Origin of the sequence: Oceanicoccus sp. KOV_DT_Chl (assembly GCF_900120175.1) — a bacterium.
GTDB lineage: Bacteria > Pseudomonadota > Gammaproteobacteria > Pseudomonadales > Dasaniaceae > Oceanicoccus.
In genome coordinates, this window is record NZ_FQLF01000004.1 from 76,437 (window position 1) to 89,855 (window position 13,419).

Annotated in this window: 12 protein-coding genes and 1 pseudogene; 12 read left to right on the top strand and 1 reads right to left on the bottom strand. The window is 47.3% G+C overall.

Features of this window, described 5'->3' with window-relative positions; translation table 11 throughout:
• The first annotated feature begins 2 nt into the window (after positions 1 to 2).
• The 6 genes and pseudogenes from fliI to UNITIG_RS15855 all read left to right on the top strand — a co-directional run bounded on the left by fliI (position 3) and on the right by UNITIG_RS15855 (position 6,122).
• Positions 3 to 1,396 (top strand): annotated as a pseudogene (fliI, locus tag UNITIG_RS15830) (flagellar protein export ATPase FliI).
• 14 nt (positions 1,397 to 1,410) lie between these two features.
• Entirely contained in the window at positions 1,411 to 1,851 is a 441-nt protein-coding gene (fliJ, locus tag UNITIG_RS15835) for a flagellar export protein FliJ (protein WP_101759368.1), read from the top strand.
• Between the two features lie 128 nt (positions 1,852 to 1,979).
• On the top strand, positions 1,980 to 2,285 hold the full coding sequence (locus UNITIG_RS15840; RefSeq protein WP_101759369.1) for an STAS domain-containing protein: 306 nt from the start codon (positions 1,980 to 1,982) through the stop codon (positions 2,283 to 2,285).
• A 66-nt stretch (positions 2,286 to 2,351) separates the two neighbouring features.
• The gene (locus tag UNITIG_RS15845) at positions 2,352 to 4,061 is read left to right on the top strand and encodes a SpoIIE family protein phosphatase (protein WP_101759370.1); all 1,710 of its coding nucleotides are present in this window, start codon (positions 2,352 to 2,354) and stop codon (positions 4,059 to 4,061) included.
• 96 nt (positions 4,062 to 4,157) lie between these two features.
• The gene (locus UNITIG_RS15850; protein WP_101759371.1) at positions 4,158 to 4,499 is read left to right on the top strand and encodes an Hpt domain-containing protein; all 342 of its coding nucleotides are present in this window, start codon (positions 4,158 to 4,160) and stop codon (positions 4,497 to 4,499) included.
• A 141-nt stretch (positions 4,500 to 4,640) separates the two neighbouring features.
• Complete coding sequence (locus UNITIG_RS15855) at positions 4,641 to 6,122, top strand: flagellar hook-length control protein FliK (protein WP_101759372.1); 1,482 nt, start codon at positions 4,641 to 4,643, stop codon at positions 6,120 to 6,122.
• Positions 6,123 to 6,210: 88 nt separating this feature from the next.
• On the opposite strand, the gene UNITIG_RS15860 is transcribed toward UNITIG_RS15855, so the two are convergent.
• Positions 6,211 to 7,209, bottom strand: a complete 999-nt coding sequence (locus UNITIG_RS15860; protein ID WP_235015453.1) for a phospholipase A — start codon at positions 7,207 to 7,209, stop codon at positions 6,211 to 6,213.
• A gap of 151 nt (positions 7,210 to 7,360) precedes the next feature.
• Here UNITIG_RS15860 and UNITIG_RS15865 point away from each other — a divergent pair, with 151 nt between their 5' ends.
• From UNITIG_RS15865 to UNITIG_RS15885, 6 genes are read left to right on the top strand one after another with little or no spacing between them, the layout of a single operon-like run.
• A complete protein-coding gene (locus tag UNITIG_RS15865; RefSeq protein ID WP_235015454.1) occupies positions 7,361 to 7,864 on the top strand; it encodes a formate dehydrogenase subunit gamma in 504 nt (167 codons plus the stop codon).
• 3 nt (positions 7,865 to 7,867) lie between these two features.
• Positions 7,868 to 9,427 (top strand): NADH-quinone oxidoreductase subunit NuoF, encoded by a 1,560-nt coding sequence (locus tag UNITIG_RS15870; protein WP_101759373.1) that lies wholly within the window; start codon positions 7,868 to 7,870, stop codon positions 9,425 to 9,427.
• Entirely contained in the window at positions 9,427 to 9,702 is a 276-nt protein-coding gene (locus UNITIG_RS25700) for a 2Fe-2S iron-sulfur cluster-binding protein (protein ID WP_369809209.1), read from the top strand. The genes UNITIG_RS15870 and UNITIG_RS25700 overlap by 1 nt, the downstream gene beginning before the upstream one ends.
• Positions 9,702 to 12,296 carry a formate dehydrogenase subunit alpha gene (fdhF, locus tag UNITIG_RS15875; RefSeq protein ID WP_369809210.1) on the top strand — a complete coding sequence of 865 codons (2,595 nt, stop codon included), beginning with the start codon at positions 9,702 to 9,704 and terminating at the stop codon, positions 12,294 to 12,296. The genes UNITIG_RS25700 and fdhF overlap by 1 nt, the downstream gene beginning before the upstream one ends.
• Before the next feature lie 3 nt (positions 12,297 to 12,299).
• Positions 12,300 to 13,142, top strand: coding sequence for a formate dehydrogenase accessory sulfurtransferase FdhD (gene fdhD, locus UNITIG_RS15880; RefSeq protein WP_101759374.1), 843 nt, complete (start codon positions 12,300 to 12,302; stop codon positions 13,140 to 13,142).
• A gap of 27 nt (positions 13,143 to 13,169) precedes the next feature.
• Positions 13,170 to 13,418, top strand: coding sequence for a formate dehydrogenase subunit delta (locus tag UNITIG_RS15885; RefSeq protein WP_101759375.1), 249 nt, complete (start codon positions 13,170 to 13,172; stop codon positions 13,416 to 13,418).
• The last annotated feature ends 1 nt before the right edge of the window (position 13,419 follow it).

The following is a 13,419-nucleotide window of genomic DNA, read 5'->3' on the forward strand; positions in this document are numbered from 1 at the left end:
TTATGGCTGCTATTAAACCGCGTCGTCCGTTTACTGATCGCTTGGCACAGTATCAGCTTTCTGAGCATCATCTTGCTCATCCCCATATTTCCGGGCAGTTAGTCCGAGTAGTAGGTATGACTCTTGAGGTCGTTGGTCTGGAGCTGGCGATTGGTTGTCGCTGTTTAATCTTGAATACCGACCAACGAAGTATAGAAGCTGAAGTGGTTGGTTTTGCTGAGCACAAATTATTTTTAATGCCAATCGAGCCTGTTGCGCATTTAAAACCCGGCTTACGCGTTGTCCCTATTGGTAGCGACGATAAAATTCCAGCGGGTATGGAATTATTAGGTCGAGTGATAGATGGTGCGGGTAGGCCTTTGGATGGTAAAGGGCCGCTAGGTAATACACAAACCGTGGATATGCAGGCTGAATTAATTAACCCGTTGGAGCGCAAGCCGATTTCAACAGTGTTAGATGTTGGTATCCGCGCAATTAATTCGGTATTAACTGTGGGGCGAGGTCAGCGGCTGGGTTTGTTTGCAGGTAGTGGCGTTGGTAAAAGTGTTTTATTGGGTATGATGACCAAATTTACCGAGGCCGATGTGGTGGTGGTGGGGCTGGTGGGCGAACGTGGTCGTGAGGTCAAAGAATTTATTGAGCAAGTGCTGGATGAGGAGGGTTGCGGCGTTCAGTGGTGATAGCATCCCCCGCAGATGATGCGCCATTAATGAGGATGCGAGCGGCGATGCTGGCGACCCGGGTGGCGGAGCAGTTTCGCGATGAAGGTAAGCATGTGCTGTTATTAATGGATTCCTTAACCCGCTATGCTCAAGCGCAGCGTGAAATTGCGCTGTCCATTGGCGAGCCGCCAGCCACTAAAGGATACCCGCCATCGGTATTTGCAAAAATTCCACAGCTGGTAGAGAGGGCAGGCAACGATGCTGAAGGCAAGGGGTCTGTCACCGCATTTTATACGGTGCTGACTGAAGGAGACGACCTGCAAGATCCGGTTGCTGATGCTGCCCGAGCCATACTCGATGGTCATGTGGTGCTGTCACGGGCGCTGGCTGATGAGGGGCACTATCCGGCAATCGATATCGAAGGTTCAATCAGCCGTGCAATGCCTAATATTGTTGCGCCGGAGCATTTAGCATCGGCACAGCGGTTGCGGCATTTGTATTCTCGCTATCAACAAAGCCGCGATTTAATCAGTGTTGGAGCTTATGTGGCAGGGAGTGACCCGGAAACGGATGCGGCGATAGAGCGCTTGCCCGCTATTAAAAAATTCTTACAGCAAGGGCTGAAAGAATCCATGAGTGTGGCAATGAGTGTTGCGGAGCTAAAAAGTATCTTAACCCCTCCCAAACCAGCTGCAACTCAGCAGGCTGAGTTGCCTGCAGTAAAAGCACGTTGAGCCGGTAGAGTGCCATGGCCGAAAAACCCTCTAAACGCTTACAGACAGTACTTAGGCTGGCTAAGCTAAAAGAGCAGCAGGCAGCGGAGAAGCTCGCCAATGCGATTCGGCTAGTGCAGGCGCAGAAAGCGCAGTTGCAACAGCTTGATCAGTATAAGGCTGAATACGGCAATCAATTTCAACAGTCCGTTGCGCAACAGCTTAATGTAGCCAAGTTGGCTAATTTCCAGCGTTTTTATCATAATCTGGAGCAGGTGGGGGAAACCCAGCAAGAGCGACAGGTGCTGGCTGAACAGCAACAAGATCAGGCCAGAGCGCTCTGGCAGCAGCAATATTCACGGCATAAAAATATGCAATCTCTGATTGAGCGCAAGCAGCATCAAGAACAGGCGTCTGAGGATAAAAAACTGCAACGTGAACAGGATGATCGTAAATATCCTTCTGACCATGATTAGCTTTTCTGGCTTGGTTAATGGGTATTAGCTTATTTCAATTTATTGATTCGCTTGTGTATTTTCTTGGCTATGGTCTATATTCATTGATAGATTTCAACATACTCTCAAGTTTATAACGGAGCCCAGCTATGGCAATCTCTTCTTCAATTACGGCAGATTCCAACGAACTAACTATTACTATTGAAGGACGCTTTGACTTTAGTTCGCATCAGGAATTTCGTCGCGCCTATGAAGGTTTGGCCACTAAGCCAGATAGCTATGTGGTGGATATGAACGCAACCGCTTATTTGGATAGTTCAGCCTTGGGGATGTTGTTGTTGTTAAGAGATTATGCTGGTGGTGACAGTGCAAATATCAGTATTGCTAATTGTAATGATGATGTGAAAAAGATCCTTTCAATTTCTAATTTTGAACAACTCTTTAAAATTAAGTAGCTCGGCTCGGCTATTCAGTATCCCAGGGCTTATCCATTCAGTCTCTATAGATGAGCCCGTGCTGCTATGTTAAATTCCAGTCCCCTCGGTAAGATTAAAATTCTCATTGCTGATGATAGCAATACTGATCGCTTACTACTCCAGACTATTCTGAAAAAGCAGGGCCATGAGGTCGTGGTTGCTAGCGATGGCCTTGAGGCCGTTGATGTTTTTCTAGCGCAATCACCAAGCATTGTATTGATGGATGCGCTGATGCCCAGAATGGATGGCTTTGAGGCCGCGCAAAAAATCAAACAGTTAGCGGGTGAAGATTTTGTGCCGATTATTTTTCTCACCTCGTTACAAGAAGCTGATTCGCTAGCCCGTTGTCTGGATGCTGGCGGGGATGATTTTTTATCCAAGCCTTATAATAGCGTCATTTTACAAGCCAAAATTAATGCATTTTCACGCATGCGCGAAATGCATAGAACGGTTAAGTCGCAGCGTGATGAAATTTCTGCTCACAATGATCGCTTGCTTCGTGAGCAGGAAGTCGCGAAAAGAGTGTTTGATAAAGTCGCCCATGAAGGGTGTCTTGATGCCTCTAATATTAAGTATGCGTTATCGCCCATCGCTATTTTTAATGGTGATGTAGCCTTGGCTGGTGTTAGTTCTGCTGGTCACTTAGTGGTTTTGTTAGGAGATTTTACCGGCCATGGTTTGGATGCCGCAATCGGTGCTATGCCTTTGGCACAAAGCTTTTATAGCATGTTGGAAAAAGGCTTTTCCATGCAGGATATTTTGGCAGAAATTAATAGTAAATTGCATGAAGTGTTGCCGGTAGGTGTATTTTGTTGTGCCATTATGGCTGAAATTAATTTTACTGCTGCAACCATGCGGGTGTGGAATGGCGGTTTACCAGATGCATTTATATATCGGCCATCATCAGCGGATATTACCCGGCTTGCTTCCCAACATCTCCCCTTGGGTGTCCGTGCACAACTGGATTTTAATAATAGTGTGATGACCTATGGGATTGAAACGGATGATCGATTGTATTTGTGGTCGGATGGCATCCATGAAGCGACCAATGAAAGTGGTGAGATGTTTGGTGAGCCGCGACTGGTTCAGGTTTTTGAAGATAATACCGATGCTGAGAATTTATTTACGGAATTGAATATCGCTGTTAACTCTTTTATTGCAGAGGATTCCGTTGGTGATGACATTTCGTTAGTTGAAGTAAAAATGGTCCCTCCAGAGCAATTTAAGGTTGAGCGCCCCCAGATTATTGGTGAGCAGCAAGCAGGGCCAAGAGATTGGTCGCTCAATTACCAACTGCGGCCGGATACACTACGTGATTTTGATCCTTTGCCAATGTTACTGTACGTATTAATGAGTGTACCTTTTTTGCGTAACTCTGGAGGCCAAATCTATACGGTCATGGCGGAGCTCTATGCCAATGCCTTAGAGCATGGCGTTTTAAAACTGGAGTCTGCAATGAAAGACTCCACTGAGGGTTTTAACCAATATTATCAATTACGCAAGGAGCGGCTGGAGCAGCTTACCGAGGGTTTAATTAGTGTGGAGCTGGACTATAAAGGCAGTCGCCATGGCGGTGTTTTACGTATCATCGTGGAAGATAGTGGTGAGGGTTTTAATCATCAGGGGTTGTTAATGGGCTCACCCGATCAGCCGTATTCAGGGCGCGGCATCAATCTATTGCTTTCGATCTGTGAGTCTGTAGAATTTTTTGGTCGGGGTAATAGGGTCTGTGCCACATTTGTTTGGGGTGATTGATTGTGCTAACCAATCATCGACTAGGGCCTTGATATCGTCTAGGCTAAGAAATTAAGAAACCAGGTTTGATTTTGATCAATAATAAGAGGGTGTGCAATGGAGCAGGCAACAGATCACATCGATTTAGAGGCTTTGAAAGAGCTACAAGCGGTGATGGGTGAAGAGTTTTCGTTGTTGATAGATACGTTTACCAGTGACAGTATTTTACGTATTGAAGGTATTAAAGCTGCTGTAGCCAGTGCGGATCCAGAAGCCATTCGGCGCGCGGCTCACAGTTTCAAAGGTAGTGCGGGTAATATGGCTGCCATTCGCCTGACTGAATTGTGTCGTTCCATGGAAGAAATTGGCTTTCAGGGTAGCAGCGACGGCTGTGCAGAATTACTGGTCAGTATCGAGGCCGAATATGAACAGGTCAAAACGGTGCTGGCCTCGTTATAAAGTCTCGTTGTCAAAACACCCTATCAAAGCCGCTTATAAGATTCAGGTCAGTGTTGTTTTTGCTAAATCTGTAATGTTGGCCATGTAATTGCATTTATCCCGTTAGTCACACTTATATGATGATTAATTTTGGGGAATACAATGAACTCTACAGGTCAGGGACTTAGTTCAAATCCTTTGTTGGGTAAGGTGGATCTAGCTGCCAGTGCTGATCGGGGTAAGTCCCTGGATGCGTCACTAGCTGCCTCCAAGTCACTCAATAATAAAGACTTTTCCAATATAATGGGGCGGCAGCTGAGCGAAAATAATGTGCCGACCACGCAGGCCGCTGCGGTAGTTTCCAGTCCAGCTTCCATTCCCTCAATACCCATATTTGCTGCTCATAGCCCTGTGACGTTGTTTGCCGCTGCCGGCGGCAAAAGCTTGCCAGTTGATGGCCTTGGCTTGCCGCCAGAGCTCACGACGGATATCGTTTCGACCGCTGCCAATGCTGGTATGACTGTCTTAGGGAGGGCGAATTCCAGCAGTGATCAAGGTGCTGCGACTTTAAGTCTGCAGGCTGCTACGGAGCCATCAGCGTTGATTGCAACCGATGAAAATCCACTGACGGGTGATGAAGCGGTTACTCCAATAGCTATTGCAGCCGACGATGCATTGGATGTCGATGCGGCATCGGCAGTTATTAGTAGTGGCGGGGTACCTGCCAATACACCCCAAATGACCAATGGTGCTAGTAAGGTTGGATCGCAACCGGCTAATACTGCATCGCAGGGTTTTGCTCAACCGGGTAGCTCGGGGGTAATGCCGTCATCAGTGGCGGGGCCCGTGGCTGATATTTCCGCAGCTGGGGCGTCACAAGGGTTGCTGGCAACACCTGCTGATATCTCTGTGACTGTAGCAGCGGCGACGTCGCCTATGTCAACCACGGTTGCCGGGGGGGCTGAGGCTGCTGTAGTGCAGACTAACAATGTATTGCAGCAAGCCGGTTTGGCTGGAGCAGTTGCCGCGAACAGCAGTAATGCGTTTAAAGCGGTGATGGAGCAATCCACAGCAGGTAAGCTGATTACTGAGTCCGTGGCTGCTGCGGTAAGCGATGATACTATTGACTCTGCCAGCCCATTGCGTACGGATAACACGCCAGCGGCGAGAGCTGCAGCTGCTACCAGCACTGTGCATACTTCAGTGCCTGTCGAAGTCGGTAAGCAGGGGTGGAGTGAGACTGTCATGCAGCGAGTAATGTGGATGAGCTCGCAGAATGTTTCCAAGGCTGAAATCGCTTTGGATCCACCGGAGCTAGGCCCTTTGCAAGTTCGTATCAGTTCTAGCGGTGATCAAACCAGCGTGGTTTTTACCAGTTCCCATGGGGTCGTGCGTGATGCGCTTGATCAAGGTTTGCCAAGGCTGCGTGAAATGATGGAAAGTCAGGGTTTGGATTTAGCTGATGTGGATGTTTCCGACCAGCAAGCCCAGCAGCAGCGCTCAGGCGCTGAAGGGTCACAAACTGACGGCGCTAATAATAGTAGTACTGCAGATAATTTGATGGCAACTGAAGAGCAGGTTGACGATTTAAGTGAGCAGGCGGTAGTAATTAGTCAGTCGTCATTGGTCGATCAATACGTTTAAAGTTTCTCCATTCAAAGGCACTGGGATTGGCTAGTGCCTTACAGCAACTAATTTCACTTCTACCTTAAAATGGCTGGCTGCTAGCAGGTTACAGCCAGTCATTTAATAAGACCCCGACACCTATACGTCGAACGATCACATCGTGGTCAATCAGGCTTTCTCCATAACCGTTGTAATACTGTATATAGCCCTTAAAGCGGTCCCCCACAGGAAAAGTCCAGTCTAATTGGATGGCGCCTTTATTATCTTTGCGCAAATTATTCATCAGAGTGACGCCGAGGTTTTGCTGATCCCATTTATAGGTGAGCTGAAGGTCTCCGTAACCCATATATTCCAGAATGTCCGGATTGTCGTCGTCTTCCTCGTCCTCGGGAAGTCGATACCAGGCACGGCCGATGACTAGCAGATTGTCTTTAGCAAAGGTGGTACTGGTAATGATTCGGTTCCAGCTGCGTGACAGCAATTCACCACGACCATTGGATTCATGATTGAAGCCAATGCTGACTACGCTGTTATTGAAACCGGCGATGTCGAAGTCAGTATCCCAGCGCAGGAAAATTTCGGGTTCGTAATTGGTTTCACGAAACGGAGCTGATTGATCCGAGTTGTAAAGCTGCCACCAGGATTGTTGGCTATAAGCTCCCCATAATTCGCCACCTAATACGCCTTTAGCAATCCGGGTTTTAAAGCTGAGTTGGAATTTCGCCTCGACGGCGTCCATTTCAGCCTCGGGAAAAATATTATTCCAGGTGCCGCTATCAATATTATCGTTATAGGTAGCGATCAGCATGTAATTGGGGCGGTATGAGCTCATCGTGAACGGATTGGATTCTGTTCTATCCTCGCTTTCTAATCGATAGCTCACCGCTTCCTCTGCAGTGGTCACGGGTGTTGTTGACGCTGTGACTTGTTGCTCGCTGATAGTGGGCTCAGCGTCTAACTTTTGTTTACAAGCATTACGAATCGTTTTGACGGTGGTATTGTCAGCGGCTTGTTGTAATTGAGACAGCAGGCAGGCTTCAAAGGTTTCTGCGGCTGAGCTTGTCCCGGAAAAAATAAATGGCAACAGCATTAAATAGGGTTTCATGGGGCAGTCACTGGGAGCAGTATTGGGTTAATTATTTTTCATGTGAGTGTGGCCGTTTCGGCGCGTCACGCTGGCAGCGGATAATGACATAATAAATCGGTAAAATCTGTCTATACTTAATTATCGCCTATTAATTTTGGAAACTACTGTTGTGAATGAGCATGTGACTACTGATTATCCATTTGATGCCGGTGTGGTTAGTACAATAGTTAATCAACATATTACAATGCCCGGTGCCTTGTTGCCGATCCTGCATGCGCTGCAAAATGAAATCGGTTTTATTCCGGCCGGCGCTGTGCCAATAATTGCTGATGGTTTAAATCTATCGCGCGCAGAGGTGCATGGCGTTATCAGTTTTTATCATTATTTTAAAACTCAGCCGGTAGGACGGCATACAGTACAAATTTGTCGCGCGGAGTCGTGTCAGGCGATGGGTAGCCGTCAGTTAGAGCAGCATGCTAAATCACAATTAAATATTGATTACCATCAAACCACGGCGGATGGTGAATTTTATTTGGAGCCGGTTTATTGTTTGGGAAACTGTGCTTGTTCACCTTCGATGCGGGTTGGCGATGCGGTCTACAGTCATGTGTCGGCCAGTAGTTTTGACGCAATCATTGATGAACTAAGCACCACTGCGATTAGGGTAGTTTAGGGTATGACTGCAAAAATTTATATTCCTCGCGATACAACAAGTGTTTCTTTAGGGGCAGATAAAATCGCTACCAAGTTGGCAGCTTACTTTGACGATCAGCAAATAGCTGTAGAGATTGTGCGTAATGGTAGTCGTGGTCTTTACTGGTTAGAGCCGATGATAGAGGTCGACACTGAGCAAGGTCGTATGGCCTACGGCCCAGTGACTTTAGATGCACTTGCAGATTTTATTGATGGCGAGTGTTGGCTGGGTAATAAGCAGAATCCGCTCTGTTTAGGTTTAACTGATGAGATTGCTTATCTCAAAAATCAACAACGATTAACCTTTGCTCGCGTGGGTGTGATCGATCCCTTATCGTTAGCGGATTATCGCCAATCAGGTGGCTTTATTGGTTTGGAAAAAGCGTTGATGTTGTCTTCGCAACAGTTGGTCGATGCTGTAAAAGATTCGGGACTACGGGGTCGTGGCGGTGCTGCGTTTCCTACCGGGATTAAATGGCAGACAGTGTTAGATACGGTAGCAACACAAAAATATATTGTTTGTAACGCCGATGAGGGTGACTCAGGCACCTATGCTGATCGCATGTTAATGGAGTCGGATCCATTGAGCTTAATTGAAGGTATGATTATCGCTGGTTTAGCGGTTGGTGCTAGTCACGGTTATATTTATCTACGTGAAGAATATCCGTTGGCGCATCAGCAACTGAAGCAGGCCATAGCTATTGCGCAGCAACACAATTATTTGGGCGACAATATTGCTGGCAGTGAGCATTCTTTTTCACTGGAAGTACGTTTAGGTGCCGGTGCTTATATTTGTGGCGAAGAAACGGCTTTGCTGGATAGTCTGGAAGGCAAGCGCGGCATGGTCAGAGCCAAGCCGCCATTGCCAGCAATAAAAGGTTTATTCGGTTTGCCGACAGTCATTAACAATGTTATTTCGCTGGCGACAGTGCCGTGGATTTTTGCTCATGGCGCTGACGCTTATCAGCAATATGGTATGGGCCGTTCTCGTGGCAGCCTGGCATTTCAATTAGCGGGCAATGTAAAACGAGCCGGGCTGGTTGAATTGGCTTTTGGCACAAGTTTGGGTGTATTGCTTAATCAGTTTGGTGGTGGCACTCGAACCGAAAAACCTATTAAGGCGGTGCAGGTTGGCGGCCCGTTGGGGGCTTATTTATCTGTTGATCAATTGGACATAGCATTGGATTATGAAACCTTTACTGCAGCGGATGCAGTATTGGGGCATGGCGGTGTGGTAGTGTTTGATGACTCGGTCGATATGAGTGAGCAGGCACAGTTTTCTATGGAATTTTGCGCCGTTGAGTCTTGTGGTAAATGTACTCCTTGTCGCATTGGTTCAAGCCGTGGCGTAGAGCTTATCGACACCATTCGCGGCGGTGATAATGCGGAATCCAGTCGTGAATTATTAGAAGATCTTTGCGATACCATGGCCAATGGCTCGTTGTGTGCGATGGGTGGGATGACGCCGATTCCTGTGCTAAGTGCATTAAAGCAATTTCCTGAAGATTTCGGCCTGAACAACATTTCGCAAGGTGACGTTTAATGTTGCAGTTTTTCGATCCAGCCAAAGATTACGGTACGCCTGCGGTTGTCACTACTACTGAGCCGGTGACACTGCAGATAAATGGCCAGGCTGTCACGGTGCCTGCGGGTACTTCGGTGATGCGTGCAGCAGCGCTCGCCAATATTGATATTCCAAAATTGTGTGCATCTGACTCACTCGATGCCTTTGGCTCCTGTCGCGTTTGTCTGGTTGAAATTGACGGACGTAAAGGTTATCCGGCCTCCTGTACCACACCGGTGGAGCAGGGTTGGTAGTGCGTACCCAAACTGACAAGTTAACCAAGCTGCGTCGCAATGTCCTGGAGCTATACGTCTCAGATCATCCACTGGACTGTGGCAACTGTGCCGCTAATGGTAACTGTCAGCTGCAGGATTTAACCTTGGAATACGCTGTGACCGATAGTCGCTACACGAATACAGCAAAAAATCATTCCACAGCGGCCATTGATGACAGTAATCCCTATTTTAGTTTTGATAGTAGTCAGTGCATTGTGTGTTCGCGGTGTGTGCGTGCCTGTGAAGAAGTACAAGGTACATTTGCTTTAACTATTGATGGTCGCGGTTTTGATTCGGTGGTTGCAGCCGGTCAGGCACAATCATTTATGGCTTCGGATTGCGTGTCTTGTGGCGCCTGCGTACAGGCCTGTCCGACGGTAGCGCTGACTGAAAAGTCGATCATCGAAAGCGGTCAGCCTGAGCATTCAGTTGTTACCACTTGCGCATACTGTGGTGTCGGTTGTGCGTTTAAAGCGGAAGTCAAAAATAATAGTGCCGTGGCTGGTGGCGTCGAAGTTGTACGAATGGAGCCTTACAAGGGCGGTGCAGCCAATGAAGGCCACTCTTGCGTTAAAGGCCGTTTCGCTTATGGTTATGCAACCCATAAAGATCGAATCACCACGCCGATGATCCGCGACAGTATTGACCAGCCATGGCAGCTTGTGAGCTGGGATGAAGCAGTAACGTTTGCCGCTAACAAAATAAAATCTATTCAGCGGCAATATGGTAAAGACAGTGTCGGGGGTATAACTTCTTCACGTTGTACCAATGAAGAAACGTATCTCGTACAAAAATTAGTACGAGCAGCATTTGGTAATAATAATGTTGATACCTGCGCTCGTGTCTGTCATTCGCCTACCGGTTATGGGCTTAAAACCACCTTGGGTGAATCGGCGGGTACTCAAACCTTTGCTTCCGTTGAAAAAGCCGATGTCATACTGGTGATTGGCGCCAACCCCACCGATGCGCATCCGGTGTTTGCTTCACGACTAAAAAAACGTTTACGGGAAGGTGCTCGGCTAATTGTCGCGGATCCACGGCGGATTGATTTAGTAAAGAGTCCCCATGTTAGCGCTGCGTATCATTTGCCTTTATTGCCTGGGACTAATGTGGCGTTTATTAATTCCATGGCGCATGTCATCGTCACCGAAAATTTGGCAGCAGATGCATTTATTGATGAGCGCTGCGATCAGCAGGCGTTTGATAAATGGCAGCAATTTATCCGTCAAACTAAAAACTCACCAGAAGCGATGGCTGCCATCACCGGCATCCCCGCTGAGCAATTACGTCAGGCTGCAAGGCTCTATGCCAAGGGCGATAATGCCGCAATCTATTATGGTTTGGGTGTAACTGAACATAGTCAGGGTTCGTCCATGGTGATGGGTATTGCCAACCTGGCGATGTTGACCGGTAATATCGGTCGTGAAGGCGTGGGCGTTAACCCATTGCGTGGCCAGAACAATGTGCAGGGGTCATGCGATATGGGCTCTTTCCCCCATGAGTTGCCCGGCTACCGTCATGTCGCTGATGATGCGGTGCGAACGCAGTTTGAAAAAGTCTGGGGCGTTAGCATTGATAATGAGCCGGGATTGCGAATCCCTAATATGTTAGATGCTGCCATATCCGGTTCCTATAAAGGGCTTTATTGTCAGGGCGAAGATATTGCGCAATCCGACCCGAATACCCAGCATGTTGAGCAGGCATTGCGCAGTTTGGAATGTTTAATCGTGCAGGATATATTTATCAATGAGACCGCTAAATTTGCCCATGTGTTTTTACCGGGTGCCAGTTTTTTAGAAAAAGATGGTACTTTCACTAATGCGGAACGCAGAATTTCACCAGTTAGAAAAGTGATGGAGCCATTGGGTGGTAAAGCCGATTGGGAAGGTACAGTAGCGTTATCGAATGCATTGGGATATGCAATGAATTACAGTCACCCCTCAGAAATAATGGATGAAATAGCATCCTTAACACCAACCTTCAGCGGCGTTAGTTATAAGCGTATCGATGAACAGGGATCATTACAGTGGCCATGTAATGATCAAACACCACAGGGTACGCCGATTATGCATGTGGATGAATTCGTCAGAGGCAAAGGTTATTTTGCTATCACTGAATATGTCGCTACCAATGAAAAAGTCACTAAACGTTTTCCATTGTTATTAACCACTGGTCGAATCCTTAGCCAATACAATGTCGGGGCACAAACCCGTAGGACAGCTAATAGTGATTGGCACTCACAGGATGTGTTAGAAGTACATCCCCATGATGCTGAGGATAGAGGGATTTTAAATGGTGATCGGGTATCCGTGGTCAGTCGAGCCGGAGAGACTGTGTTGACTGCGCTGCTAACGGATAGAGTGCAACCCGGCGTGATTTACACCACCTTTCATCACCCTGAAACGGGCGCTAATGTGATTACCACTGATAATTCGGATTGGGCGACAAATTGCCCCGAGTACAAAGTGACAGCTGTAGACATTAAAAAAGTGACAGGCATTAGCCGCTGGCAAACTCAGCATGAACAGTTTAATACGCAACAAAATAAATTATTAACGCAGCCAGAACCATAAACAATGTCGCAGTCTAACCCAGATAAATTCACCTCCGCTGTAAATAACGGCACTTTATATCACGCTGTGGTGGTGTGGCCGGAAGGTGATAATTCGGTAGCTGATACGCTAGCGGTGGAGATTCCTGTAGCGCTGGTTTATAACGGCATCTCTCACGCTGTGATGATGGCAACACCGTCCGACTTGGAAAATTTTGCCTGTGGCTTTAGCTTATCTGAAGGTATTATTGATCGGCCGGAAGACATCTATGAGATAACAATTCATCATCGCTCGCAGGGCATAGAACTGGCAATCGAGATCTCCAGTCAATGTTTTAGTCGCCTGAAAGATAGGCGTCGCACCTTGGCCGGCAGCACGGGGTGCGGTTTATGTGGTGTTGAGGCATTGCAGCAAGTGGCGCTGGATTTAACGGCGGTTAACCCAGAACAGCAATTTTTGATAAGTCATAGTGCCATAGATCTGGCCACTGCCAGTTTGCAGCATCACCAGCCTGCTCAAAAGTATACCGGCGGGATGCATGGGGCTGCCTGGTGTAATAACCAAGGTCACATTCTTCAATTGTTTGAAGATGTGGGCCGGCATAATGCATTAGATAAATTACTAGGTTCACTATGGGGTTGCGAGACAATAAACACCGCTGGTTTTTTATTAATGTCGAGCAGGGCTAGTTATGAAATTGTACAAAAAGCAGCCCGTGCTAATATCGCGGTGATAGTGACGGTTTCGGCAGCTACATCGCTCGCGGTTGAGATGGCTAATAGGGCCAATATTACGCTGGTAGGGTTTTCAAGAGAAAATAGGCATGTGGTCTATACCCATGCGCAGCGGTTAACTGAACAGTCTTAAATCGATAATGTGAATGATTGGTAAATAATGTCCGCGACAGAATTGGATCACCTGATTAAAATGGCTAACCAAATTGCAGATAATATTGCTATTGGTGAAGAGCAGTCTGTTGCTGCTGGGAAAGTGGCAGATCATATTCAGCGGTTTTGGGCAAGGCCGATGAAGCAACAGCTTTTCGAACATTGCCGCGCTAATGCTAGCGGTTTAAACGCCTGCGCTGCAGCGGCTATTGCCAGTTTAGAACAATCAGACAGCAACAAACAAAATAATAAATGAG